The organism is Campylobacter sp. US33a (assembly GCF_004378855.1).
GTDB lineage: Bacteria > Campylobacterota > Campylobacteria > Campylobacterales > Campylobacteraceae > Campylobacter_D.
Genome location: NZ_RYYL01000002.1, coordinates 145,576 through 171,446 on the forward strand (window position 1 = coordinate 145,576; position 25,871 = coordinate 171,446).

Annotated in this window: 27 protein-coding genes; 17 read left to right on the forward strand and 10 right to left on the reverse strand. The window is 30.5% G+C overall.

Features of this window, described 5'->3' with window-relative positions; translation table 11 throughout:
- Nucleotide 1 precedes the first annotated feature (1 nt).
- The 5 genes from ELQ16_RS01905 (at nt 2) to ELQ16_RS01925 (ending at nt 4,989) form a co-directional block, all read left to right on the forward strand.
- Nucleotides 2-838 carry a biotin synthase gene (locus ELQ16_RS01905; protein WP_134237880.1) on the forward strand — a complete coding sequence of 279 codons (837 nt, stop codon included), beginning with the start codon at nt 2-4 and terminating at the stop codon, nt 836-838.
- Nucleotides 819-2,009: a cation:proton antiporter gene (locus ELQ16_RS01910; protein ID WP_134237881.1), complete on the forward strand. Its 1,191-nt coding sequence runs from the start codon at nt 819-821 to the stop codon at nt 2,007-2,009. Before ELQ16_RS01905 ends, ELQ16_RS01910 begins: the two co-directional genes overlap by 20 nt.
- 113 nt (nt 2,010-2,122) lie before the next feature.
- Nucleotides 2,123-3,391, forward strand: a complete 1,269-nt coding sequence (locus ELQ16_RS01915; RefSeq protein ID WP_134237882.1) for a citrate synthase — start codon at nt 2,123-2,125, stop codon at nt 3,389-3,391.
- Nucleotides 3,392-3,516: 125 nt separating this feature from the next.
- The gene (locus tag ELQ16_RS01920) at nt 3,517-4,290 is read left to right on the forward strand and encodes a 3'(2'),5'-bisphosphate nucleotidase CysQ (protein ID WP_134237883.1); all 774 of its coding nucleotides are present in this window, start codon (nt 3,517-3,519) and stop codon (nt 4,288-4,290) included.
- A 9-nt stretch (nt 4,291-4,299) separates the two neighbouring features.
- Nucleotides 4,300-4,989, forward strand: coding sequence for a hypothetical protein (locus ELQ16_RS01925; RefSeq protein ID WP_134237884.1), 690 nt, complete (start codon nt 4,300-4,302; stop codon nt 4,987-4,989).
- Here ELQ16_RS01925 and ELQ16_RS01930 read toward each other — a convergent pair.
- Genes ELQ16_RS01930 through ELQ16_RS01940 form a run of 3 tightly spaced genes read right to left on the reverse strand, consistent with a single transcriptional unit; the run spans nt 4,982 to nt 6,894 of the window.
- Entirely contained in the window at nt 4,982-5,758 is a 777-nt protein-coding gene (locus ELQ16_RS01930; protein WP_134237885.1) for a UDP-N-acetylmuramate dehydrogenase, read from the reverse strand. The genes ELQ16_RS01925 and ELQ16_RS01930 overlap by 8 nt on opposite strands.
- Complete coding sequence (gene fliQ, locus ELQ16_RS01935; protein WP_134237886.1) at nt 5,755-6,021, reverse strand: flagellar biosynthesis protein FliQ; 267 nt, start codon at nt 6,019-6,021, stop codon at nt 5,755-5,757. Before fliQ ends, ELQ16_RS01930 begins: the two co-directional genes overlap by 4 nt.
- Before the next feature lie 9 nt (nt 6,022-6,030).
- Nucleotides 6,031-6,894, reverse strand: a complete 864-nt coding sequence (locus ELQ16_RS01940) for a menaquinone biosynthesis family protein (protein WP_134237887.1) — start codon at nt 6,892-6,894, stop codon at nt 6,031-6,033.
- Nucleotides 6,895-7,004: 110 nt separating this feature from the next.
- Here ELQ16_RS01940 and recA point away from each other — a divergent pair, with 110 nt between their 5' ends.
- From recA to ELQ16_RS01965, 5 genes are all read left to right on the forward strand, one after another.
- Nucleotides 7,005-8,042, forward strand: coding sequence for a recombinase RecA (recA, locus tag ELQ16_RS01945; protein ID WP_134237888.1), 1,038 nt, complete (start codon nt 7,005-7,007; stop codon nt 8,040-8,042).
- Complete coding sequence (eno, locus tag ELQ16_RS01950; protein WP_134237889.1) at nt 8,042-9,286, forward strand: phosphopyruvate hydratase; 1,245 nt, start codon at nt 8,042-8,044, stop codon at nt 9,284-9,286. The genes recA and eno overlap by 1 nt, the downstream gene beginning before the upstream one ends.
- Nucleotides 9,287-9,402: 116 nt before the next feature.
- Nucleotides 9,403-9,561, forward strand: coding sequence for a hypothetical protein (locus ELQ16_RS01955; protein WP_243832572.1), 159 nt, complete (start codon nt 9,403-9,405; stop codon nt 9,559-9,561).
- Nucleotides 9,545-10,228 carry an AMIN domain-containing protein gene (locus tag ELQ16_RS01960; protein ID WP_134237891.1) on the forward strand — a complete coding sequence of 228 codons (684 nt, stop codon included), beginning with the start codon at nt 9,545-9,547 and terminating at the stop codon, nt 10,226-10,228. The genes ELQ16_RS01955 and ELQ16_RS01960 overlap by 17 nt, the downstream gene beginning before the upstream one ends.
- Nucleotide 10,229: 1 nt before the next feature.
- Nucleotides 10,230-11,078: a DNA ligase gene (locus ELQ16_RS01965; protein ID WP_134237892.1), complete on the forward strand. Its 849-nt coding sequence runs from the start codon at nt 10,230-10,232 to the stop codon at nt 11,076-11,078.
- Here the strand turns inward: ELQ16_RS01965 and ELQ16_RS01970 are convergent.
- Genes ELQ16_RS01970 through ELQ16_RS01980 form a run of 3 tightly spaced genes read right to left on the reverse strand, consistent with a single transcriptional unit; the run spans nt 11,061 to nt 13,521 of the window.
- Nucleotides 11,061-11,879, reverse strand: a complete 819-nt coding sequence (locus ELQ16_RS01970) for a metal ABC transporter permease (RefSeq protein ID WP_134237893.1) — start codon at nt 11,877-11,879, stop codon at nt 11,061-11,063. The genes ELQ16_RS01965 and ELQ16_RS01970 overlap by 18 nt on opposite strands.
- Nucleotides 11,872-12,672 (reverse strand): metal ABC transporter ATP-binding protein, encoded by an 801-nt coding sequence (locus ELQ16_RS01975; RefSeq protein WP_134237894.1) that lies wholly within the window; start codon nt 12,670-12,672, stop codon nt 11,872-11,874. Before ELQ16_RS01975 ends, ELQ16_RS01970 begins: the two co-directional genes overlap by 8 nt.
- A gap of 9 nt (nt 12,673-12,681) precedes the next feature.
- A complete protein-coding gene (locus tag ELQ16_RS01980; protein WP_134237895.1) occupies nt 12,682-13,521 on the reverse strand; it encodes a metal ABC transporter solute-binding protein, Zn/Mn family in 840 nt (279 codons plus the stop codon).
- Nucleotides 13,522-13,677: 156 nt separating this feature from the next.
- On the opposite strand from ELQ16_RS01980, the gene ELQ16_RS01985 reads away from it, so the two are divergent.
- The 3 genes from ELQ16_RS01985 to ELQ16_RS01995 are packed head-to-tail and all read left to right on the forward strand — an operon-like array spanning nt 13,678 to nt 15,565.
- Nucleotides 13,678-14,022 (forward strand): Fur family transcriptional regulator, encoded by a 345-nt coding sequence (locus ELQ16_RS01985; protein WP_134237896.1) that lies wholly within the window; start codon nt 13,678-13,680, stop codon nt 14,020-14,022.
- A complete protein-coding gene (locus tag ELQ16_RS01990) occupies nt 14,023-14,733 on the forward strand; it encodes a class I SAM-dependent methyltransferase (RefSeq protein WP_134237897.1) in 711 nt (236 codons plus the stop codon).
- A gap of 10 nt (nt 14,734-14,743) precedes the next feature.
- Entirely contained in the window at nt 14,744-15,565 is an 822-nt protein-coding gene (locus ELQ16_RS01995) for a DUF6602 domain-containing protein (RefSeq protein WP_134237898.1), read from the forward strand.
- A 4-nt stretch (nt 15,566-15,569) separates the two neighbouring features.
- Here ELQ16_RS01995 and ELQ16_RS02000 read toward each other — a convergent pair whose 3' ends face one another.
- The 3 genes from ELQ16_RS02000 to ELQ16_RS02010 form a co-directional block, all read right to left on the reverse strand.
- On the reverse strand, nt 15,570-18,827 hold the full coding sequence (locus ELQ16_RS02000) for a type ISP restriction/modification enzyme (protein WP_134237899.1): 3,258 nt from the start codon (nt 18,825-18,827) through the stop codon (nt 15,570-15,572).
- 10 nt (nt 18,828-18,837) lie between these two features.
- Nucleotides 18,838-19,833: a dihydroorotase gene (pyrC, locus tag ELQ16_RS02005; RefSeq protein WP_134237900.1), complete on the reverse strand. Its 996-nt coding sequence runs from the start codon at nt 19,831-19,833 to the stop codon at nt 18,838-18,840.
- 82 nt (nt 19,834-19,915) lie between these two features.
- Entirely contained in the window at nt 19,916-21,223 is a 1,308-nt protein-coding gene (locus ELQ16_RS02010; RefSeq protein WP_134237901.1) for an MFS transporter, read from the reverse strand.
- A gap of 128 nt (nt 21,224-21,351) precedes the next feature.
- Between ELQ16_RS02010 and ELQ16_RS02015 the strand changes: the two genes are divergently transcribed.
- From ELQ16_RS02015 to rdgB, 4 genes are all read left to right on the forward strand, one after another.
- On the forward strand, nt 21,352-21,828 hold the full coding sequence (locus ELQ16_RS02015) for a hypothetical protein (protein WP_134237902.1): 477 nt from the start codon (nt 21,352-21,354) through the stop codon (nt 21,826-21,828).
- A 72-nt stretch (nt 21,829-21,900) separates the two neighbouring features.
- Complete coding sequence (locus ELQ16_RS02020) at nt 21,901-22,371, forward strand: hypothetical protein (RefSeq protein ID WP_134237903.1); 471 nt, start codon at nt 21,901-21,903, stop codon at nt 22,369-22,371.
- A 33-nt stretch (nt 22,372-22,404) separates the two neighbouring features.
- Nucleotides 22,405-22,887 (forward strand): hypothetical protein, encoded by a 483-nt coding sequence (locus tag ELQ16_RS02025; protein ID WP_134237904.1) that lies wholly within the window; start codon nt 22,405-22,407, stop codon nt 22,885-22,887.
- Nucleotides 22,859-23,473, forward strand: coding sequence for an RdgB/HAM1 family non-canonical purine NTP pyrophosphatase (gene rdgB, locus ELQ16_RS02030; protein WP_134237905.1), 615 nt, complete (start codon nt 22,859-22,861; stop codon nt 23,471-23,473). Before ELQ16_RS02025 ends, rdgB begins: the two co-directional genes overlap by 29 nt.
- On the opposite strand, the gene ELQ16_RS02035 is transcribed toward rdgB, so the two are convergent.
- The gene (locus ELQ16_RS02035; protein WP_134237906.1) at nt 23,448-25,871 is read right to left on the reverse strand and encodes an RND family transporter; all 2,424 of its coding nucleotides are present in this window, start codon (nt 25,869-25,871) and stop codon (nt 23,448-23,450) included. The genes rdgB and ELQ16_RS02035 overlap by 26 nt on opposite strands.

The window sequence follows — 25,871 nt, forward strand, 5'->3', positions numbered from 1 at the left end:
AATGCAAATAATGCTTTGTGCTATTTCAAACATAGCCAGTGGAAATTGTTCGGAGGATTGTAAATACTGCACTCAAAGTGCCTATGTAAAAACACCTATACAAAAATATCGCCAAAAAGAAATTTCACAAATCGTTTTAGAAGCTAAAATGGCGAAAAAAAACGAAGCTTTAGGCTTTTGTTTAGTTACCGCAGGACTTGGGCTTGATGATGAGAAATTAGAATATGTTTGCAAGGCCGCAAAGGCAGTGCAAAAAGAAGTGTCAAATTTGCTTTTAATTGCTTGTAATGGAATGGCGAATGTGGAACAGCTTAAGGAGCTTAAAAAAGCGGGGATTTTTTCTTATAATCACAACCTTGAAACTTCAAAAGAATATTTTGAAAAAATTTGCACCACTCATACTTGGGAAAGCAGATTTCAAACCAATTTAAATGCCAAAGAAGCAGGGCTTATGCTTTGTTGTGGTGGAATTTATGGCATGGGAGAAAGTGAAGAAGATAGGATAAGTTTTAGAAAATCTTTACAAGAATTACAGCCCTTTTCAACCCCTGTGAATTTTTTCATCGCTAATGAGAATTTAAAACTACAAGTGTCAAAATTAAGTGCCGATGAAGCTTTAAAAATTGTGCGTGATACTAAAGAAGCTTTGCCAAATTCTGTTGTTATGGTAGCAGGTGGGCGTGAATTTGTTTTAAAAGAAAGACAATATGAGATTTTTAACGCAGGAGCAGGAGCTATTGTGATAGGGGATTATCTTACCACTAAGGGTGAAGAGCCAAGTAAGGATTTAATAAAATTGAAAGAAATGGGATTTACTTTTGCATCCGAGTGCCATTGATCCACAAGGCTTAATTGATTTAAAAAATTTAATTGTAATTGCAATTTGCTTATTGCTTTCGCCTTATATGGCAAAGTTTTTTCGTTTGCCTATCTCTGCAATGGAAATTATTTTAGGTGCAGTAGTAGCTTATTTTGGTTTTATTAGTACGAGTGAGAATTTTAAACTTTTAGCAAATGTAGGCTTTTACTATCTGATGTTTATAGCTGGAATGGAAGTGAATTTGCGTCTTTTGTTTAATATGCCAAAGGATTTACTTAAAAAGAGTTTTTATTATATTATTTTATTGTATTTAATTTCTTTGGTTTTGGTTTTTAGTATAGAAAAATTATCTTATATTTTTATCATTATCATTCCTGTGATGAGCGTTGGACTTTTATCGGTTTTGTTTAAGGAATTTGGTAAGGATTGTTATTGGCTTAAAATTTCAATGCTGGTTGCAACTTTGGCTGAAGTAATAAGCATTATATTGCTTACGATTATGGGGGCTTTGCTTAGAAATTCATCGGTATTTGAACTAGGACAAAGTATTTTTTATTTAACTTTATTTTTAAGTCTTTGTTTGCTAGTTTTTAAACTTCTTGGGGTGCTTTTTTGGTGGTATCCACAACTAAAAATCGTTTTAATGCCATGGGAAGATAAGAATGAAAAAGATATAAGATTTTGTATGGCTATTTTTATTTTAATTATCGCAGCTATGGTGGTTGCAAAATTAGAAATTGCTTTGGGAGCCTTTATTGCTGGATCATTTATCGCAACATTTTTTGACCATAAAAAGGATTTGGAGCATAAACTTTCGAGTTTTGGTTATGGTTTTTTAATCCCTATATTTTTTATTTATATAGGTTCCACTTTTAATGTAAAAATACTAAGCGATTATACTGTGGTTTTAAATGCCGCGATTTTACTCTTTGTAATGATGGCTTTAAGGATTGTAAGCGCTGGGGTGTTTGTTAAAAGTATAGGATTGAAAAATACTGTTTTATTTGGTTTAAGTCATTCTATGCCTTTAACTTTACTAATTGCAACAGCTACCTTATCTTACAATGTAAAACTGATTTCTGAAAATCTTTACTCAGCTTTGATTTTAACAGCATTACTTGAAGCTGTTGTGGTGATGAGTTTGATTAAATTTATTTCAAATTATAAAAAAGTAGTGAGTGAAAATTAAGTTACTTTTTTACTCATAAATCAAACACACTTTTTGAAAAAAATATGCCATTTTGTAAAAAAAAGATGTTTTTTGTTAGAATGTTTTTTGAGTGTAAAAATTAAGGAGAAAAAATGTCAAATTCAGTAACTTTAACAGACAATAGAAATGGCAAGAGTTTCGAGTTTCCAATTTATGATGCAACAATTGGTCCAAGTGTTATTGACATGTCAAGCCTTTATAAACAAACAGGAATGTTTTCTTATGATGAGGGTTTAACTTCAACTGCAACTTGTAAGTCAGATATTACTTATATAGATGGCGAAAATGGGACTTTAATGCACCGTGGTTATCCTATAGAGTGGCTTGCTGAAAATAAGCTTTTCTTAGATGTGGTGCATCTTTTGCTTTATAAAGAACTTCCAAGTAGTCAGAGGCTAGAGTCTTTTAGGTATGAGCTTAAAAAGCGATCTTTTATCCACGAAGGTATGCATAAACTTTTTGATGCTTTCCCTGATAATGCACATCCTATGGCAGTTTTACAAGCCGCGGTAGCTTCACTTTCAACCTTTTATCCTGATCATTTAAATATGGATGTAAGAGAAGAATACATGGAAATGGCAGCAAGAATTGTAGCAAAAATTCCAACCATCGCAGCAACTGCTTATCGTTATAAGCACGGTTTTCCTATGGCGTATCCAAATTTAGATCGTGGTTTTACTGAAAATTTCTTATATATGCTAAGAACTTATCCATATAATCATGTGGAGCTTAAACCTATTGAAGTAAAAGCACTTGATACAGTATTTATGCTTCATGCTGATCATGAGCAAAATGCTTCAACTTCAACTGTGCGTGCGGTGGGTTCAACTCATGCGCATCCTTATTCTTGTATTTCTTCGGCTATTGGTGCACTTTGGGGACATGCGCATGGGGGAGCTAATGAGGGCGTGATTAGAATGCTTGAGCAAATTGGTACAGTGGATAGAGTTGATGAATTTATCAAAAAAGCAAAAGATAAAAATGATCCTTTCCGTTTAATGGGCTTTGGACACCGTGTTTATAAGAATTTTGATCCACGCGCAAAAGTGCTTAAAAAACTTCGTGATCAGCTCATTGATGAGATTGGTATTGATACAAATTTAATCAAAGTGGCTTCAAGAATAGAAGAAATTGCTTTGAGTGATGATTATTTTGTGCAAAGAAATTTATATCCAAATGTTGATTTCCATAGTGGTTTAATCCTAAAAGCTTTAGGAATTCCAAATGAAATGTTTGCGGTACTTTTTGTGATTGGCCGTACTCCAGGATGGATCGCACAATGGATAGAGCTTAAAGAGCAAGAGACTTTAAAAATTGTTCGTCCAAGACAGCTTTACACAGGTGAAGTAAAAAAAATGTAATTTAAATTTGCAGGTTTTGCCTGCAAATTATTCACTACGATCTTTTTTAGCAATAAAAATCTTTTTAATGCTCTTTTTATTAGCTTGTAGATAAAATACATTTATTTTGTTTTAAGAGGGGTTTTATGAATTTAGATTATTTACTTGAACTTGCTTTAAAAGCAAGCAATGAAGCCTCTAAAGCCATTTTAAAAGAAAAAGAAAATTTAAAAATTTGGCAAAAAGAAGACGGAAGTCCTATCAGTTCAGCAGATATTATCTCTAATGAAATTTTAAGTGATGCACTTCAAACAAGCGATATTGCTATTTTATCTGAAGAGTGTATTCCGAGCATAGAAGAGCGCAAAAATTTTCAAACTTTTTGGCTCATTGATCCTCTTGATGGCACGAGTGGATTTTTAAAAAATTCTAACGAGTATTGTATTTTAATTGCTTTGATTGATAAAATGCGTCCGGTTTTAGCTTTAATTCAAAGTCCTACAACTATGGATATATACTACGCGCATTGTCATACTAAAGTGTATAAAAATAGCGCAGTTTTGCAAAAAAATCTTGAAATTTTCGAGCAAAATAAAAATACAGCCCTTTTAAGCATTTATCATCGTAAAAAATGTGAGCAAGAATTTATTAACAAACATTATCTTAAGCCTTTAAGTATTAGTTCGGGACTTAAATTTTGTGCTCTTTTGGAAGGCAAGGCTGGGGTTTATAAACGCAATAAGGGTCTTAGTATTTGGGATATAGCAGCGGGGGATTTTTTGATTAACAAAAATGAAGGCATTATGTGCGATTTTAATGGCAAAATGCTAACATACAATGCTTTAAATTTACAATCTCAATCTTTTATTGCACTGAGTCAAAAAGAATATTTGCAAGAATTTATTGATGGAAATTTTTGAAAGGCAAAAATGAAATTTTTCTTGTTTTCTTTAATGTTACCCGTTTTTTTTCAAAATGTTTATGCCAATGATTTTACGCAAAAAAAATTGATAAAAATTTATAGAGAAAATTATGAAATTATTGAACTTAAGGATCAAATTAATGATGAATTAAATAAGCAAATTTGGGATACTAAATTTGAAAATAATCAAGAATTTATTGTTTGGTTACGCGGTAAAAAATTTGTTATTTTGACAACATTTACTCCTTATTATGGATTTGTTTTGAAAGACTTTAAAAAAAGTGCTTATCATTTTTCTAAGGACTTAGTTGAAAGCGTAATCACACAACTTGATGCAAAAAAACATAAAGATTTTCAATATTCTTTGCTTTATGATGCAAGATGGTTTATGAAAAATCAAAAACAAAGCATTAAAAATTTTATAAAACAAGCTGATTACATTATTGTGATTAATTTAGATGATTTTTATATAGAAATTACAAATTATATGCTTTTTGATATAAAAACCGTTAAAACAAAGCTTAATTATAGTATTATAGATGTAAAAAATCAAAAAATAAAGCAAAATAGAAACTTAGGTATAGATTTTAAAATAGGCGAAAGTAGTCAAGAAAAAGATTATCAAAAGACTTTGGAGCTTTTATCAAAGACCATTAGCGAGGAAATTCTTACTCATTCAGATAAAATACTTAAATGATGATAACTTCGTTTTCTAGTTCAATGCCAAATTCTTCAAATACCTTTTTTCTTGCAAGCCCTATAAGGAAAATCGCGTCTTCAAAACTTGCATTTTTTTTGTTGATTAAAAAATTTGCGTGTTTATCACTTAGCATTGCATCTCCTCTACTAAAGCCTTTAAGTCCTACAGCTTCTATAAGTCTTCCTGCAAAATCTCCTTTAGGATTTTTAAAGATAGATCCAAAACTTGCTCCGCTTGGTTGATTACTCCTTGCATTTTTTAAATTCTCATCTTTTGTTTTATCAAAGCCAAAATCAAGCTTAAATTCAGCCCAAAAAAAAGGCATATTTAAAGGACAAAAGCGATAATCAAAACCGATGTTTTCGCGTAAAATTTCACCCTTTGGGGTAGCAATTTTGACTAAATTTTGACTGATACATTCCCCTTTAAGTCCCGCATTCATTTTTAAAAGTCCACCAAGTGTGCCAGGAATTTTGCTAAGATATTCAAAACCACGAAGATTTTTTTCTTTTGCAAAGCGGTATATTTTATTAGATTTTGTTTTGCAACCTATGCGAATATGGATAAAATCTTTGTTTTGATCCAAAATTTCAATAAAATCAAAATTTTCGCCCAAAATGGCTAAATTTTTAGGCTTAGGACTTATAAGTAAATTATTTGCCCCACCGATTAAAAAACCATCAAAATCACTGATTTTTTCTAAAATTTGCACTTCAAATTTATCGCCTATGTGAACGGAGGAATATTTCTTAAAATCAATAATCATTTGATAAAAGTCGGAATTTGGTTAAAAATATTGGTAGTAAAATCAATCATAGTTGTCGTCATCCAAGGCATTAAAAAAATTATTACAATTACAACTAAAATGATTTTTGGTACAAAAGAAAGAGTCATTTCATTGATTTGCGTTGTAGCTTGAAAAATACTAATAATAAGCCCCGCAATAAGCCCTGCTAAAAGCATAGGTAAAGAAAGCATTAAAGTTACTTTAAAAGTTTGTACGCCAAGAGCCACAAGAGTACTTTCCATGAATTTCCTTTAAGAATTTCTAAATTTTTCATATTCGCTAGGGATTAGATAATCTTTTGCGTGTATGATTTTATCATAAAATTTATAATCATATCCAAGTTTAAAAAGCGTATCAACTGCCTTAAGTTGCGTTTCATTCATACAAATTGAGTTTTTATTCGCGTATAAATTTAAATAAGTCTCTAATTTTTCTTCATTAACGCGGATTAAATTCCTTTCCATAAGCATTGGGGCTAGAATGTGGCGATTGGAATCTGCTATTTTTACGGCATTTGTAAGATCTCGTTCTATTTTTATTGCATCACTTATTGGCAAAGAGCGACGCAAGGCCATTCCGCCTAAAGGCAAAGGTAAGCTCTCTTTTGCAAATTCCAACCAAATATCCCAAAGTTCAGTTTCCACGCAAAGCGTGTCATCAAATTCTAAAATGCTCTCATGGATCAAAATCCCCGCATCAACTTCTCCATTTAAAACCGCATTTTCAATCTCTAAGAAATTTTTATAGACTATTTTAGCTTCAGGATATTTCATACGAAAAATTAAAGCATTTGTGGTATTTGCACCACTTAAAGCAACTTTGAAATTTCTTTTTAAATGAGTGTCCTTTTTCTTTATGAGTTTTGGTCCATAGCCTTCTCCAAAACTTACCGCAGTACGCAAAAGAGCGTATTCAGAAGTGATTAAAGGATAAAGCGCAAATGAAATCGCTGTAACATCAAATTCATTTTTCAAAGCCAGATCATTTAAGGTTTGTATATCTAAAGCTGTGTTTTTGTAAGTAAAATCATTTCCTATCCAGCCAAATTGGATAGCCATATACATAAAAATATCATCAGCGTCTGGAGAATGTGCGATTGTAATTGTTTTTTTCATTTATTTTCCCAATTTAATGAAATAATTTTTTTATTCTAGCGAAATAAATTATTATTTAATTTTATTTTGTTAGAATTCTAGCTAAAAATTTGTAATTTTTAAGGAAAATAATGGATGATAATAAAAAGAAGTCTTTAGATGCAGCATTAAAGTCGCTCGATAAAGCTTTTGGTAAAGGTACGATTTTAAGGCTTGGAGATAAGGAAGTAGAGCAGATTGATAGTATAGCCACAGGCTCAGTTGGACTTGATCTCGCACTCGGAATTGGTGGAATTCCAAAGGGAAGAATTATTGAAATTTATGGTCCTGAAAGTTCAGGTAAAACGACTTTAACCTTGCATATTATCGCAGAGTGTCAAAAAGCAGGTGGTGTTTGCGCGTTTATTGACGCAGAGCACGCACTAGATGTGAAATATGCTAAAAATTTAGGGGTGGATACAGATAATCTTTATATCTCTCAACCTGATTTTGGCGAGCAAGCTTTAGAAATTGTCGAAACCATAGCAAGAAGTGGTGCGATAGATTTGATCGTAGTTGATAGTGTGGCGGCTCTTACCCCAAAAGCTGAAATTGAAGGTGATATGGGTGATCAACATGTAGGACTTCAAGCAAGATTAATGTCTCAGGCTTTAAGAAAACTAACAGGAATTGTCCATAAAATGAATACAACTGTGATTTTCATCAATCAAATTCGTATGAAAATTGGTGCTATGGGTTATGGCACTCCAGAAACTACTACAGGTGGAAATGCACTTAAATTCTACGCTTCGGTGCGTTTAGATGTGAGAAAAGTAGCAACTTTAAAGCAAAATGAAGAGCCTATTGGGAATCGTGTTAAAGTGAAGGTGGTGAAAAACAAGGTAGCACCTCCATTTAGACAGGCTGAATTTGATGTGATGTTCGGTGAGGGACTTAGTCGCGAGGGTGAGCTCATTGATTATGGTGTAAAACTTGATATTGTAGATAAAAGTGGCGCTTGGTTTTCTTATAAAGACAAAAAATTGGGTCAAGGTAGAGAAAATTCAAAAGCTTTCTTGAAAGAAAATCCGCAAATTGCAGATGAAATTACTAAGGCCATCCAAAATTCTATGGGTATAGAAGGTATGATTAGCGGTGGCGAAGATGATGAAGAAGGAGAGCAAGATTAATGTTAGTGATTGAAGATGTAAGAGCTTATGAGGTGCTTGATAGCAGAGGAAATCCAACCGTAAAAGCAGAAGTTACACTAAGTGATGGAAGTATGGGTGCAGCGATCGTGCCAAGCGGTGCGAGTACAGGATCTAAAGAAGCTTTAGAGCTTCGTGATAATGATGAAAGATTTGGTGGAAAAGGTGTTTTAAAAGCTGTTTCTAATGTAAATGAGACTATAGCTGATGAAATTTTAGGACTTGATGCTTTTAATCAAACCCAGCTTGATGATACTTTACGTGAACTTGATGGGACAAATAATTACTCAAATTTAGGCGCTAATGCAACTTTAGGTGTATCTATGGCCACTGCAAGAGCAGCAGCAAATGCTTTAGGAATGCCTTTATATCGCTATTTAGGTGGTGCCAATGCAAGTATTTTACCTGTGCCAATGTGTAATATCATCAATGGCGGTGCACACGCAAGTAATAATATAGACTTTCAAGAATTTATGATCATGCCTTTTGGTTTTACTAGTTTTAAAGAGGCTTTGCGTTCGGTTTGTGAAATTTATGCTATTTTGAAGAAAGAATTGGCTAATGGTGGGCATTCTACTGCTTTGGGTGATGAAGGTGGGTTTGCTCCAAATTTGGCAAATAATACAGAGCCGATTGATCTTTTGATGACTTGTATTAAAAAAGCAGGTTATGAAAATCGTGTCAAAATTGCACTTGATGTAGCAAGTACTGAATTTTTTAAAGATGGAAAATATCATCTAGAGAATAAAACTTTTTCCAGTGAAGATTTAATTGCTCGTTATGAAGAACTTTGTGCTAAATATCCAATTTGTAGCATTGAAGATGGTTTGGCTGAAAATGATTTTGAAGGTTGGATCAAACTTACGGAAAAATTAGGTAAAAAAATTCAGCTTGTGGGCGATGATTTGTTTGTAACTAACGAGGATATTTTAAGAGAAGGTATCATTAAAAAAATGGCGAATGCAGTGCTTATTAAGCCAAATCAAATAGGAACCATTACGCAAACAATGAGAACTGTTCGCTTAGCACAAAGACACAATTATAAATGTGTGATGAGTCATAGAAGTGGCGAAAGCGAAGATGCTTTTATAGCAGATTTTGCAGTGGCTTTAAATACAGGACAAATTAAAACAGGAGCTTTAGCAAGAGGCGAAAGAACAGCTAAATATAATCGCTTATTGGAAATTGAACTTGAAAATGATGAGTATTTGGGAGAAAAACTCTGAGCGACTTACTCAAGGAGTATGATGAAAGCACCAAAAGAAATAGTCTTAAAAGTTCTATAATAAAGACTTCTCTTTTGGCATTTATAGTTATTATCGGAGCGATTTATTTTGGTAATATGCTTTTTGGGCAGTCATCTTTAGAAACCATGCTTACTTTGCAAGCAGCTAAAAAAGAATTTGATAAGAGAATTCTATATTTAAAAAAACAAAATTCGGCTGCACAGAAAGATTATTTTGAATTAAAAGGACTATATCCAGATGAGAAACATAAATAAACTAGTATTTTTGTTAAGTATTTGCTTTATTGTATTGCAGGCAAGAGATAATCCATTTATGCTTGAGGATAATAATACATCTATGGTTTCTTTACCAAGTTTTCAAAAGGAAGATGTAAAATTTAACTCAGATGCAAGAATCTTAAAAAATATTACAATTACTTATATTGCTTTAGATGGGACAGAAGAGAAAATAAGTCTAGATATTAATAAAAGTATAGATTGGCATAATACTTATACTTTTACTAAAACTAAAACCTTGACACCTACTCCGGTTCTTGATGTTTCAGTAACCATACCAGAACAATCTAAAGTTAAGGCTAATTTAGAGAAAAATTCTTCAGTTAATATAGAAGTGCCAAGCGACACTAAAGAAATTTATGATTTTATTGCTTTTAGTTCTTATAAAAATAAAATTAAATTCAACACCAAAGATGATATGATTACTCATTTTTCTATAGGTAATCCAAGTAAAATTGTGCTTGATTTTAAAAGAGATAATATTTTGCTCCCGACAAAAACTTTTAAATTAAATAATACAAGTTTCATTCATAAAATTACTTTTGGATCTCATAAAGATTATTATCGTATAGTGCTTTATTTGGATGGAAAATATAAATATGAAATTCAAAAAGATGCGATAGGTTATACGCTAAATTTCTTATAAAATGAGAATTGTTTTTTTATTTTGTATTCTTGTAAAATTTTTATTTGCAGATATTTTACTTTTAAATGTTTATAAGGAAGAAGATTTTAAAAATAAAGATTTTACAAAATACCTAATGAGTGAAAAACTCGATGGGATTCGTGGAATTTGGGATGGCAAAGTTTTAAAAACAAGACAAAATTATGTGATTAAAGTGCCTGAATTTTTTATGAAAGATTTTCCTGATTTCGCACTTGATGGGGAATTGTGGATTAAAAGATCTGATTTTGATAGTATTTCAGCTTTAGTGCGTAAAGATGATATAAAAAATTCACTTTGGCATAGCGTGACTTATAATGTTTTTGATGTACCTAATGCTTGCGAGGATTTTAAAATTAAAAATTGCACCTTGCAAAATCGTTTAAAAATTTTAGAAGATTATTTAGAAAAAAATTCAAATCCCCATATTAAAATCATCACTCAAATTCCTATAAAAAATAAAGAACATTTGGAGGAGTATTATAATAAAGTACTTTTACAAGGTGGCGAGGGTTTGGTGATTAGATTAAATGATGCGCCTTATGAAAAATTTAGAACAGCTAATGCTTTAAAAATGAAACCCTATGAAGATACAGAGTGTCAAATTATCGCTTATACTAAAGGAAAAGGAAAGTATGAAAATGCTGTTGGTGCTATAGTTTGCGAAGCGAATTTAAAGCAAGGAAAAACAGTGTTTAAAATAGGCAGCGGCTTAAAGGATGATTTTCGTTTTAATCCGCCACCCATCGGAACAATCATCACTTATAAATTTAGTTCTTATACTAAAAAGGGTTTGCCAAGGTTTCCTGTATTTTTACGCATTAGAGAATAAATTCTTAAAAAATTTCATACAAAGACAAAGGAAAAATCCACAACAAGCAATGCCAATGATACTTGGTCCGCTAGAAAGATTAAAACTCACGCTAAAAATTAAACCTAAAACGCAAAAGATCATACTTAAAAAAACACTTAAAATAATCAAACTTCCAAGTCTTTTCGTAAAATGCTCAGCGATAAAGCAAGGTATACTAAGCAAAGCAATAACAAGTATGAGTCCTACAACGCGTATGCTAATGACTATACAAAAAGCTATCATGGCAATTAAAATATAATAAAACAAAGTGGTATTTACCCCACGAAGTTTGGCAAATTCGATATCAAAGCTTAAAACTTCAAATTGCCTGAAAAAAGCTAAAATGATTAAGATAAAAATCATATCCACAAAAGCCATTAAATAAAGATCTTCATTGGAAACTGTGAGAATATTTCCAAATAAATATGCCATTAAATCAGTATTATAACCAGGACTTAAGTCAATCAAAATAAGACCAAATGCCATTCCAAAAGCCCATATAACAGCGATAATACTATCGCTTCTGTTTTGATAATGTCTTGTAAGAAAAGCAACCAAAAAGGCTAAAATTAAAGTAAAAATCCCTGTGCTTAGTAAAACACTCAAGCCAAAATAAAGTGCTATTCCAATACCTCCAAAAGCCCCATGCGTGATGCCTCCAGCCATTGAAAACAAGCGATTTATCATAACAAAAGAACCTATGATCCCACAAGCTATACTAACTAAAATGGCAGCAATGATAGCATTTTGAAAGAAATTATGCTGTAAAATTTCAAACATTTTCTGCCTTTTTTATTTTGAAATTTTTAAAATGAAATTGATCGTGCTGAGTAAAATTATTTTCACAAAGACAAGAATTTAAACTTAATTCAACATCGCAAAAATGCTGATGATGCTCATAAAGATGGGTTAAAAATTCCGATTTTGCTTTATCTTGAATATGATTGTGTAAAGTAAGTTCTTGATTTAAATAAGCGATTTTATTTGCATAAGCTAAAATAATATTGATATCATGACAAATACAAATGATACCAACACCTTGTTTGTGCAAACTTTTTAAAAGCTCGAAAATCCCCACCGCACTTTTGCTATCTACGCTCGCTGTGGGTTCATCAAGGATTAAGAGTTTGCATTCGCCAACCAAGGCTCTTGCTATAAAAACTCTTTGCCTTTGTCCCCCGCTTAATTCATTAATTTTTTTATTCCAAAAATCTTGCATTTGAACCTTTTGTAAGCTTTGCATAGCGATTTTTTTATCTTCTTTAGTATAAAAACCGAAAATTTTTTTATTTACGCGTCCCATCATAACGACTTCTAAAACCCTTGCTGGAAAATTTTCATTTGCTAGAGTATTTTGTGGAACATAGCCAATTTGTGAAGAATATAAAGTGTTATTAATGCCATTTTTGCTTTTTAAAATACCAAGTATAAGCTTTATCAGTGTAGATTTTCCACCCCCATTAGGTCCAATGATAGCTAGAAAATCTTTATTATCATAGCTAAGATTGATATTTTTTAAAACGGGAGTTTTATCGTAGCTATAGCTTAGATTTGTGATTTTAAAAAATTCCAAATTTTTCTCCTATTTTAAACTATTTTCAAGCGCATTAACACTTTTTAAAAGCTCATTTTGCCAATCTTTTGAAAGGTGATTGATTTGCACTACATTGGCATTTAATTCTTTGGCTAATAAAGCAGAGGCATTTTGTGCAAATCCTGCTTGGACAAAGATGACTTTGATATTCTTTTCTTTTGCGATTTGAATTAAATTCATCAAAGCTTTGGGTTTAGGTTCTTTTCCATCTACTTCAACAGGAATTTGCGTTAAATTATAGCGTTTAGCAAAATACGACCAGCTAGGATGATAAACGATGAAATTATTGTGCTTGATGTCCTGAAGTTTTGTCTTAATTGTCTCATTAATTAAATCAAGCTCTTTTTCAAAAAGAGTCAAATTTTCTTCATACATTTTTTTATTTTGTGGAAATTGCTCTATTAAAGCTTTTGCTATCGTTTTGGCTTGAGATTTTACTAAAATGGGATCAAGCCAAGTGTGAGGATCTTTAGAGTGAAGCTCATGCCCTTTGTGAGCATGAGAGTGCTTTTTTTCTATAAGAGGGATATTATCATTTAGGTTAATGATTTTAGTTTGTTTGAATAAACTTTGAAATTTATTAAGCATAGGTCTTTCAAATTCTAAGCCTATGGTAAAGTAAATTTTACTTTTTTCAAGGGTTAATAAGCTTTGTGGTTTTGGTTCAAAGGTGTGTTCATCGGCATTATCAGGAAGTAAGGTGTGAATTTCTACGCTTGTTCCTGCGATTTTTTGCACAAAATATTCTAATGGCGGTATGGAAACACTGATAATGGGTTTGGCAAAAATATAAGTGGTAAAAAAACATAGAAGTATAAATTTTTTCATTAAATTTTCCTAATCAAATGAAATCAAAAGACAAATTATAATTAATGCAACTTAGTTGCAACTTAAAAACACAGTTGCATTAATATCAAAATTTATGAGCTTAATTTTTCATTTTGTGGTAAAATTACTCATTCTTGATTTTTCAAAGGTAAGTTTATGGATGTTAGAGCTTTGCTTAAACAACAAGATATCACTGTTACGGAATTGCGTTTGCAGATGCTAGAAATTTTATCTTGTGCTAATGAGCCTTTAAGTTTTGATCATTTTAAACTCGATGCTAATAAAACGACTTTTTATCGCAATATGGAGCTTTTTGAAAAAAGCGGCATTGTCATTAAAACAGAGCTTAATCGTAAGAGTTTTTATGAGCTTGCCAAGTGTGCCAAAGCACATTTTATTTGTGATGTTTGCCATAAGATGAGTGATGTTAAGATGCCAAAAATTAAAGGAAAAATCAAAAGTGTATTGATAAAAGGAATTTGCGAAAATTGTGAGGATTAAATGAATTTATGGGATAAAAAGGCTAAAAATTACGCAAGATATAGTGAAATTTTAAACGATATACAAAAGCAAAGTTTTAAAGAAATATCAAATTTAAATATTGATTTTAAAGATAAAAATATTATTGATATTGGTTGTGGCACTGGGGTTTGGACCTTGCATTTAGCTAAAAGTGCTAAAGAAATCATTGCGCTTGATAATGCAAATGCTATGCTAGAAATTTTAAAAGAAGATGCTAAAAATTTAGCCTTAGATAATATAAAATACGAAAATTTAAGTTTTACGCAGTGGGCGGATAAAAACAAAGATACTAAATTCGATATAGCCTTTTTAAGTATGTCTCCTGCCTTGCAAAATGAAAAAGATTATAAATTTTTTAAAGATTTGGCAAAAGTAAAAATTTATCTTGGTTGGGCTGATTATAGAAAAAGTGATTTTTTAGATCCTATTTTTAAACATTTTAATACCGAATTTAAAGGCTTTTATAAACAGGATTTAGAAAACTTTTTACTAGAAAATGATGTGAAATTTCATAAATTTGTTTTTGATGAAACACGCATAGTAGAAAGAAAAAAAGATGAAGCCATAGAAAATGCTTTGTGGCATTTGGATATGAATGGTATTAAAGCGAGCAAGCAAGACTTAGAAGCTTTTGTGAAAGACGATATTAAAGAAATAATAAAATCTAAGATAAAATTAATTATTTGCTGATAGATATTTTATGAAATTTAATGTTTCTGATTTTTTAAAATATGTAGGAGAAGAATTAGTCTTAAAATTTAATAGTGCTTCAAATCATAGTCATCCTCATGCAATAGGAAGAGTAAGAGAATGTGGTGTTATAGAAAAACTAGAAGCATTATTGCCTTCAGGCGTTGGCGTTGGTAGTGGTTTTGTTATAGATCTTTATGGTGGGGTATCAAAACAAAGTGATATTGTTATTTATGAGAAGAATTTTGCAAGTAGATTTATACCAAATAATGTTGAAGATTATGCGTATTATTCTTGTGAAAATGTATTAGCGGTTGGTGAGATTAAGTCAAATGCTAACTCTAATGATATCAAAGATTCTATAGAAAAATTAAAACTTGTGAAGCAAATACAAAGAGAAAAACCAAAAGAAAAAGGTGTATATAGAAATTTTTTCTCATCAGTTTGTTCTCAGGATATTGATAGTCAAAGTTTTGATCCTGTTACTAAAGATATAGATCAGATTTTTACTTTTTTAATAGCCAAAACTCTTCCATCGATAGAAATAATTCATAAAAATTTAAAAGATGTATGCGGAAATGAAAAACATTTATATCCAAATTGTTTTATTTCTATAGAAGGCAAATCATTGTATTTTGCAAGTAATGAAGGAATTAGGATTAGTGCTATAAATTCTAAGTGTATTTGCGAAGGTAATTTTGAAAATCCCTTTGCGTATTTTATAAATCATTTGACTACTTTTATTCAATACGCTAGAACCACAGAATTAAATAATCATAAATATCTTGACTATAGAGAAAATATTCTTATTAATAAACAGATAGAAATCTAGCAAATTATGCTAGATTGATTTTTGAAATTTCATCTTGAATTTTTAAAGTCTCATCTAAAGTTTGTATGATCAAGGTAAAATGCTTATGATCTATGTCTTCTTCCTTGTGGCTTTTTAAATATTTATCTAATACAGCATAACCACCTATTTTAAACTCATAAATTTCAGGACTTACTTTATTAAAATATAAGCTTTCGTTTATAAAAAGTTCTTTTGTGTCTTTGTTGTATTTTATTTTTTGTATTTTGAAATTTTTATTTTTGACACTTTTAAACAAAGCTTCGCCCGCATTTGAAATTAACTCATCATCTTTTAATAAATGCAAATTTAAAAGCTTTAAGCCTAGTTTGCTTAAATTTTTAAAAGTTTTTTTATTTTCTACAAAAGGAATTTTTGGAAAATCAATTTTTAGAAAATCAAGGTATTTTTCTCTATAAATTTTATGAAAAAGCACAGCATAGATATAGCCTAGTATATCTTCAGGTGAGAATTTTTCTTTGTAAAGATCATCTATAAAAGCTCTAAAACTTTCTTTGAAATTTTCTATTTTTGAAGTGAAATTTTCTTCATTAAAATTTGGATTTTCTTTTTTTAGGAATTTTTTACTTCTAGTTGTAGGGTAAAGATAGAGTGGATAAATATAGCTACCACTACCCACTAAATGCAAATCTATGATTTTGTTAGCAATAAAAATATTATTAATACTATTTAATTTTGTTCCTCTGTCACAAATTAATCCTATATTTTCATTTTCTAAAAAATGTTCAAAAATATCATAAACAGGATAAGCCATAAAGGCTTTTGAATTTTCTATATAATAAGTCCATTTTTTATCAAAAGGACGATAATGGCATTTTTTTATAAATTTTTCTAAATTACCACAATTTTTATTAACTGCATTTATAGCTGAATCTAATTTCCAATCCCTTGAATCTTCACCAATATCATAAATTTTATACAACTCATTTTTAGTTTTTGTATTAAAATCTTTGAGAAGTTGTATTAAATTTTCTTTTTTATTATGAAAAACTATATTATCTCTTTTTGAGCAAATTCCTACACCTGAAAGCATAAACATATCTTTTACACTTATGCCTTTGTTGTATTCTTCTAATAAATCATTATTTTGTGGTAAGAAAAGATAAAAAGGCTCATTGTTTTTAATCAAAGTCCATTTTATAGAATTTAAGTCATTCTCATATAAAAATTTATATTTATCTTTTCTTTTGCCGTATAAATCATGATAATAAATCTTTGTATTTTTGGCTTTTGAATTTTGCTTTATAAAGATATTTATACTCACACCTTGCATGATATCAAATACATTGTCATCTTTACTTCCATCAGGTGCTTTTTCTTTTTTTCTAGTATTGCCGTGTAAATTTAGTATGTAGATTTTATCAAAGCTTTGCATTAAAGAATATCTCATGCCTCTAAAGGTAGGATTATCCAAAAAGCTATTATTTGAGATAAAAGCAAAAATTCCACTTTCTTGAGAATCGATTTTACTTTGTGCAAAGCGTATGAATTTTACATAATCATCTAAAAGCCATTTTGGATTTTTTTCGTTTTCTAGTTTGTGTTTTTCATATATGGCTTTAAAAGTACTTGTGTTTTGTTTAGATTTTTCTTTAAAATACAAATTTATCCATTCTTTTTGCTCTTTGCTAAGATTTGCTTTGCTTGGTTCTAAACCATAGCTTATTTTGATCTCATCTTCATATAAGCCTTTGTTGCTACTTGCTCCACTATAGGGTGGATTGCCTGTGATGATTAGAATTTGTTCTTCTTTTATTTTTTGTGCTTTTTTAAATTCGTTGGTTAAATCAGCAAGTGTAAAAAGTGTATTTTGTGAATTTTCTTCTTGGGTTGTGCTTTTTGAGTATAGAGTGTTTGTTAGTGCTATTTTAAGACTTTCATTATCATTTAACGGGGAATTAAATTCTTCTTTGAAACTTTGAGAAAGTTTTAAGTGCGCTATAGTATAAGGTGCTATTAAAAATTCAAAACCACAAAATTTATCTATCAGGGCTTTTGGATTGTAATTGGCACTATTTTTGTTTATAGGCTCTAAAGCTTTTCTAAAAGCTTCAAGTAAAAAGGTGCCAGTGCCTGTGGCAAAATCAAGTAAGGTTATGTTTTTATCCAAAGCTTCACTTAGTCCTTTTTTGTGATTAAAATCTTGTTTTAAAACTTCATTTATAGCATTGATGATGAAAATTACTACAGGTGCAGGGGTATAATACACTCCCCTTACTTCTCTAAGTTTTGGGTCATAACTTGCTAAGAATGTTTCATAAAAATGCAAATAAGGATCTTTATGAGTAGATAAAATAGTAGGACGGTTAAACAAGTCTTTTTCACCTGTTTTGTTTAATTCTTTAATAATACTTGTAATGTCTATGTGGTTTATAATGTTTATGATTTCTTCTAAAAGCCATTTTATACTTTCTAAATTTTCAAAACTATCATCTAAAAATCCACTCATGGAGCGGATTAATGGAAATGATTTTGGTATGAATTTTTTAGCATTGTTTAGATCTATTTCTTTTGCGGTATCGTTATTTAATTTGGCTAAGAATAAGCTATAGGTTAGAGTTTGTGCAAAAGAATCACAAAATTCTTCATAGCTTAACTCTTTATAAAGTGTTTCTTTAAAAGTGTTAAATAAACTTATCAATGTTTCATTTTCATTAGACAATAAAAGCTCATCTTTTAAAATTCTTGTTCTTAGGCTTAGATGATTTGCAAAATCTAGGGCTGAATTTATGGGATTTGGGATTTTAGCAAAAAAGATAGCAAAAAGCTCGTTTAGTTCTTTTGTTTTTGTCTCTAGTAAAGATTGGTTTTTAATAGTGTTTTTAATCTCATCAAGAGAGCAAATTTTTACTTCTTTGCAAATGATAATCTCGTTTTTCTCACTTAAGCTTAATAATACAAATCTTAAATAATCGGTGAGAATGATATTTGGGCTTAATTTTGTATATTTTAAAATTTGATCACTTTTTATGATGTTATCAAGATTTGCATTTACTCTTTTGTTTTCTATGTAGCCTAGTGTTAGAAAATCTTTTGTAATTAAAAAATCTGGAGCACCTCTACCTTCTTTATCATTGTTTGGTTCTTGTTTGATAGAGATTTTATTTTGCTTGTCTTGATTTTCTTTTATAGCTTGTAATAAATTTTGCAAAGCTGTTCTATGTGTATGTTCTTTATCATTGATAGAAATATCTTTTATGTTTTCTAGATAAGCTTTTAGCATTAATTTCCTTTTAATTTGCGACTTTGAAATTTAAAGTTTTTCCTGCCATAAATGGCACTACATCGCCGTATTTTTGCGCTACTTGCCATTCTTGTTTTTCTAAAGTGATGATTTTATCTTTTTCAAATTTAAGATTATGAATTTTACAAGCATTATCTGAAATAAATTTTTGTAAATTTGCTTCATTTGAGTGTTTTTCAAAAAGTTCAGCCAATACAGGTAAAATCACGGGTGCACTAAATACACCAGCCGCACATCCACAGCATTCTTTAGTGTGTAATGGATGAGGTGCGCTATCGCTTCCAAACATAGCCTTTTCATAACCACTAAAGGCAAGCTCACATAAAGCATCTTTATCTTCATAGCGTTTTGCAATAGGTTTGCAAAACAAATGCGGATCCATCTTACCGCCCACTACATCATCAAGCGTTATCATCAAATGGTGTAAAGTGATAGTTGCGTATAAATTTTCATAATCTTTTAGTAAATCACACAAAATTTTAGTGGTAATATGCTCCATTACGATTTTTAATTTTGGAAAGTTTTTTGCCAGTTTTTCATAAATTTTAGCAAAATTTGCTTCTCTATCCATTACAAAATCATTGGTTTCCCCATGCACAAGCAAAGGCAGTCCAAGCTCACTCATAGCATTTAGTGTAGGTTTTAACTTTTCTATATCAAAGCTTGAAATTCCATTATCTGAGTTGGTAGTTATACCTGCAGGATAAAGCTTAATGCCAAAAATTTCATCCTTAGCACTTTGAAGAAATTTTTCATCATAGTTTTTAAAAAAAAGTGTCATTAAGGGAGTGAAATTTTCATCCCCACAAGCTTTTACTATACGCATTTTATAAGCTTTTAAACCTTCTAAATCACAAATTGGCGGGACTAAATTTGGCATAATCACGCCTGCACGAAAATCCTTTGCACTAAGAGGTGCAACAAGTTCAAGCATACTCTCATCTCTTAAATGTAAGTGCATATCTAGTGGGTTTTTAAGTGTCATTTTTTCTCCTAAATTGATAGCAAATTTTATCCTATAAAACTAAAATAAAAGCTATAAAAAAGGCTTAAAAATGATAAAAAATTCATTTTATACTATTTAATTTTTCTTCCAATTCTTTTTGATTTATCAAGCAAATATCATATTTTATAACTAAATTTTTTGAGTTTTTATAAATATCTACAATGCCTAGATTTTTACTAAATTCACTAAAATTTAAAGGTGTTTCTAAAGGCAGATAAAGGTTTTTAAATTCAAAAGGGTTTTTTAAATAAAACAAAGCCACTAGCCAAATCACAGCTAAAATCACTAAAATCACAGCTAAAATATTTAATTTATCAAGGTGTAAAAACGCTCCACCCACAATGCCACCCACAAAACTTCCAGCATACCCAAAAGCATTAAAAAGCCCTAATGCAGCTCCTTTTTCATGTACTTTGCAAAATTTAGAAGCACAGCTTTGCATGATAGGTTCATGCAGATTAAAACCTATAAAAAAGATCACAACAGCAATGATGAAAAAACTAATGGAATTTGCAAACACAAAAAGAAGGTAAGAGAGTATGAAAAATCCTATACCTAAAAGTAAAATTTGTTTTGCCAAGCCTCTTTTTTCTCCAAGACTTCCAGCAAAACCCATAGCTAAAAATCCTGCTATCATTGAAGCAGTATAAACAATCCAAAGTTTGTTTTCATCAAAACCTAAATGTTTAACTAAAATAATGGGAATGCTCAAAAACGCGATACTCATAAGCATTTTTTGCATAAAATTTGTAAAATTCATTAAGGCTAAATTTTTTTGTTTAATGAGATGAAAGAAAGGTGTTTTGCTATTTTCATGGGTGATTTTATGCTCTTTTGGAATGACTGTAAAAAGTAAGATGATGCATAAAAGTGATAAAGCTACACTTAAATCAAAAAGACTAGATAGCCCCCATTTAGCACTCATTAAAGGAGAAATCACCATAGAAGCTGCAAAAGAAAGTCCTATAAAAGATCCCATTATTGCCATGGCCTTGCCACGATTTTCTTCGGTAATGAAATCGCTTATCATGGCCGTAGCCACTGCTCCGATAGCTCCTGCACCTTGAAGCATTCTGCCTATTAGCATAGTATAAATATCATCTGCATATGAGCAGATTAAAGAGCCGATTATAAAAATGATTAGTCCTATTAACATGGCTTTTTTGCGTCCAATTTTATCGCTTAAAACTCCAAAAGGCATTTGTAAAGCCATTTGAGTTAAGGCATAAACACCCACTAAAAGTCCTACTAAAAATTCATTTGCGTTTTTTAGTTCAAGTGCATAAAGACTAAGTACAGGTAAAACGATAAAAAGCCCAAAAAATCTTGTTCCAACGATAAAAGATAGAGGTAAAACATTATTTAGCATTATTGCAATTTCCTAAAAAATTAAAATCAAAAATAGGATAATTTTACTATGAAATGCTTTAATACATTATTAAGCTTTAAAGGGTTTTTGTGTAAGATTTTTGAAAAAATTTATCAATAAGGAAAGAAATGAGCCAAAATGATAATTCTTTAGAATTTAACACGGATTTTTTTGACCTTGTGGCGGTTTTCACATATGATAAGATCGATTTTAATTTACTTTTTCCTTATAAGTTTCAAATTAATGCTTTATCTAAGGAAAAAATAAATAGACTACTTTTACTTGATTTTAAAACTCCACTTAAGGCTTTTGTGTGGGGCATTGTCCCTGCGTTTTTATTTTTTGGACTTAGTTTGGACCGTTTTTATAAAGGAGATAAGATTTTAGGTGTTGTGAAATTTTTGCTTTGGTTTTGTAGCACTCCTTTGCTTATCGTATGTGGTTTTTTTGGCTTGAATTTAGAAATTAACCACGATTTTGCTGGCTTTTATATGATAACTTTATCTTTGCTTTTTGTTTGGAATTTAGTCGATTTTTTCTTGGTTTGGCAAGGTATTAAAAAAGATAATTTAAAAAAATTAGTGAATTTTTTGGAGCAAAATTAAAAATATTTTATGTTTTTTATTTCTTTAAAAGAGTGAAAAAAGTATGATACTCATTTTAATAAAGGAGTAAATATGGTTAGTTTTCAAAATTTATTATTGATTCTTCAAGGCAAAGTTGAAGTTGTATCTTTGATGCCTTATAAAGATAAAATTGAAGCTTTGAGTGATGAAAAAATAACCCAAATTCAGTTTTTAAATTTTAAAAATCCTATTATAGGGCTTCTTCTTGGACTTATCCCTGCTTGGATTTTATGCGGACTTAGTTTGGACCGTTTGTATAAAGGCGATATTTTTCTTGGCATTATGAAAATTGTTTTTTGGATTTTATCTTTTGTGTGGATATTTATAGCTATTGCGATAAAGATTGCCGCATTTGACGAACTTGATTATTCGGATGATATGCAAGCGGTAATGACTCTTTTTGTAGCTTTTTTAGGTTTTTTTGTTTTATTTATTTGGAATTTGGTCGATTTTTTCTTGGTTTGGCAAGGTATTAAAAAAGATAATTTAAAAAAAATAGTGAATTTTTTGGAGCAAAATTAAAAATATTTATATTTTTGATTCAAAGGAGTGAAAATGGACTATTTTCAAAAATTACCATCCATTCTTCAAGGGAAAGTTGAAGTTGCATCTTTGATGCCTTATAAAGATAAAATTGAAGCTTTGAGCGATGAAAAAATAACCCAAATTCAGCTTTTAGATTTAAGATCACCTATAGTAGGATTTTTACTGGGATTTATCCCTCCATTTTTGTTTTTGGGACTTAATTTTGATAGACTTTATAAAGGTGATACAGGGCTTTTCGTTTTTAAAATTATGCTTTGGTTATGGATGCTTGTGAATTTTTTTCTCGCATTTATATTTTTATGGGATGATAGCGGTTCACTTAGAGAATATATCCAGTTAATGATTACTTCCCTGTGTTCAAGCGTCATCATACTTTTTATTTGGAATTTGGTCGATTTTTTCTTGGTTTGGCAAGGTATTAAAAAAGATAATTTAAAAAAAATAGTGAATTTTTTGGAGCAAGATGAAAATTTTATTAGCAACGAGCAATAAACATAAAGTCCTCGAAATAAAAGAGCTTTTAAAAGAATTTGAAGTTTATGCTTTTGATGAAATTTTAAAGCCTTTTGAGATAGAAGAGTATGGCACAAGTTTTAAGCAAAATGCTCTTATAAAAGCAAGAGCGGTTTTTGATGCTTTAAATGAAAGACAAAAAAACGAATTTTTTGTTTTAAGTGATGATAGCGGAATTTGTGTTGATATTTTGGGCGGTAAGCCAGGGATTTATTCTGCTAGATTTAGTGGCAAGGGAGATGATAAAAGCAACCGCGATGAGTTAGTTAGACAAATGAAAGAAAAGGGCTATAAAGAAAGTAAGGCTCATTATATGGCTGCCATTGCTATGGTTGCTTTTGCGGGTGAATTTAGTGCGCATGGCAGTATGCATGGGCGCGTGATTGATGAGGAAAGAGGTGAAAATGGCTTTGGCTATGATAGTCTTTTTATCCCAAAGGGTTTTGATAAAACCTTAGCCGAGCTTAGCAATGATGAAAAAAATCAAATTTCTCATCGTTTTAAAGCCTTACAAAATGCAAAATTTATTCTAAAAAATATCAAAAAAGTTTATAACGAAAAGTGATAAGTAAGCTTGGCAATAAGATTAAAGAGCTTAAAAGCAAAAGCATCATAATAAAAAGTGTTAATAGCCCAAAGTAAATGGTTGGGATAAAATTACTACTTACCATCACACTAAAACCAAGCACTATACTAAAACTTGTGTAATAAAGCGCTGAGCCTATGGAATAATGCGTTTTAAGTATGGCGTTTTCTAGATTATTGTGCCTTAATTCTTTTTTGAAGCGATAAATATAATGAATGGTATCATCAACTCCTATGCCTATACAAATGGCAGCTATGGTAATACTCATAATATCTAAAGGTAAATTAGCAAGTCCCATTAAAGCAAAAATAACGCCCAAAGCAATGATATTGCTAAAAATTGCAATCACAGAAAGCTTAAGACTTCTAAAAATCAAAACAAAAAGCACAAAAATAGCCAAAATCACAAAAGAAAGAGTGTTAAATTGCGATTTAAAAAGACTTTGAAGCATATTATTGTAAAGTAACATAATGCCTGTTATATGCACACTAACTTCGTCTTTAGCCAGTAAAACATTAAGCTCGTTTTCAAGCTCTTTAAGAAAAATTGCTCTTTGAAGCAAAGGATGAGAATCCATAATGCGTAAGCTAAAACGCAATTCATTATGCGTGATATTCACAAAAGGAGACAATAAATCTTGCTTGAAGCGATCGGGTAAATTTTCATTTAAAAAGGCTAGAGCAAAATCGTCTAAATCTTGGTTGTTATTAATGCTTTTACCTAAACTCAAAAGACTATTTAAGCTAAGAACAGAGCCTATAAATTCTTTATTTTCTAAAAATTCATGTACTTTTTTTGCGATACGCGTTTTGTGAGAATTAAACCAGTAGGTATTTTGCTGAGCTAAGAAAGCAAACTCGTTTTCAAAACTATCAAATTCATTTCCTGTGATATTTTGATCTTGATCTTTAAATTTAATGATGATATCCAAAGGCAGAGTTCCACCTAAATTTTTATCAATCACAAGTAAGCCTTCTTTAATTTCACTACCATCTTTAAAATAATTCACAAAAGAATTTTCCACTCTAAGTTGCAAAATACCATAAAGTGATAAGATAAAAATTAAAGCACTAATGATATAAATGGTTTTTCTGTGATGAAAACATGCATGAGTGCAAAATTGAAGTAAGTGTAGTTTGAAATTATTTTTTGGATACGCAATAGGTTTTAAAAGCATAAATAAACTAGCAAAAAAGACAAAAGATAAAACTAAACTCACGCTAATACCTAAACTCATCATAATGCCAAGTTTTATAATGGGTTCAATGCCTGAAAACATTAAACTTAAAAAACCAATAATGGTTGTTAATATAGCATAAAAACTAGGCTTTGATTTAGCGAGCAAGCTTGCTAAGATCAGTCTTTGAATTTTAGAATGTGAAAATTTATGGGTCAGTTGGGTAAAATGAGAAATCAAGTGTATAACCACAGAAAGAGTGATGATAAGCATTAAGGCAACATAATTTGATGAAATAACCGTAATCTTAAAATTCATTAAAGCAAACAATCCACTCACGCTAAATAAAGAAATAAAACACACAAACAAAGGAAAAATCACAAGACGCAATTTCTTAAAAAAGCCCCACAAAGCTAAAGCTAAAAGTGGAGCTAGGCTCGCTCCATAAACAAGCAAATCATTTTTAATATAAGTAATCATATCATCAGCTATCATGCTGACTCCGCCAAGATAGAGTTCATCTTGACTTTTTTTGTATTTTTCTTGTATGAGTTTGATATCGTTTAAAATTTGTTTTGTAATGGCGTTTTGTTTTTTTTGGTGTTTGTTAAGGGCAAGACGGTAGTGATTTTTTTCACTTTCACTTAAAGCCTTATCTCTTAAATCAATGAGTTCTAAATATTTTGCATCTGCTTTTAAATAGATGATTAAGGCTGTGGTTTTGGCATCTTTTGAAATGATATTGTTTTTGTAAAAAGGACTGTTTAAAAACTCTTCTTTAGCTTTTGTGAGATTAATGTCTTTATTTTGTATGGTAGGAATGTTTTTTAAAAGTTCTTTAAGATCTTGTGTACTTGAGCTTTGAAGCAAAGGGGCATTTATCATACTAAAGACGCGCTCAACGCCCTTTACTTGCTCTAATTCTTGATGAAGTTGCGTGAGTTTATCAAGATTTTCTTTGCTAAAAAGTTTTTCATCTTTTGGCTTAAAAGAAAGCATGAGAAAATTATCACTTTTATAATGCTTAGAAAATTCTCTAAAAATTTTTAAGTCTTTATCATCTTCTAGTAAAAGACTTTCTGCGCTTGCATCCACTTCAAGCTTAAAAGCAAAAGAGCTTAAAATAATACATATAAGCAAAGTGCCAAAAAATACGCTTTTTGGGTAGGTGATTAAAAATTTAAAAAATTTGACTAACAT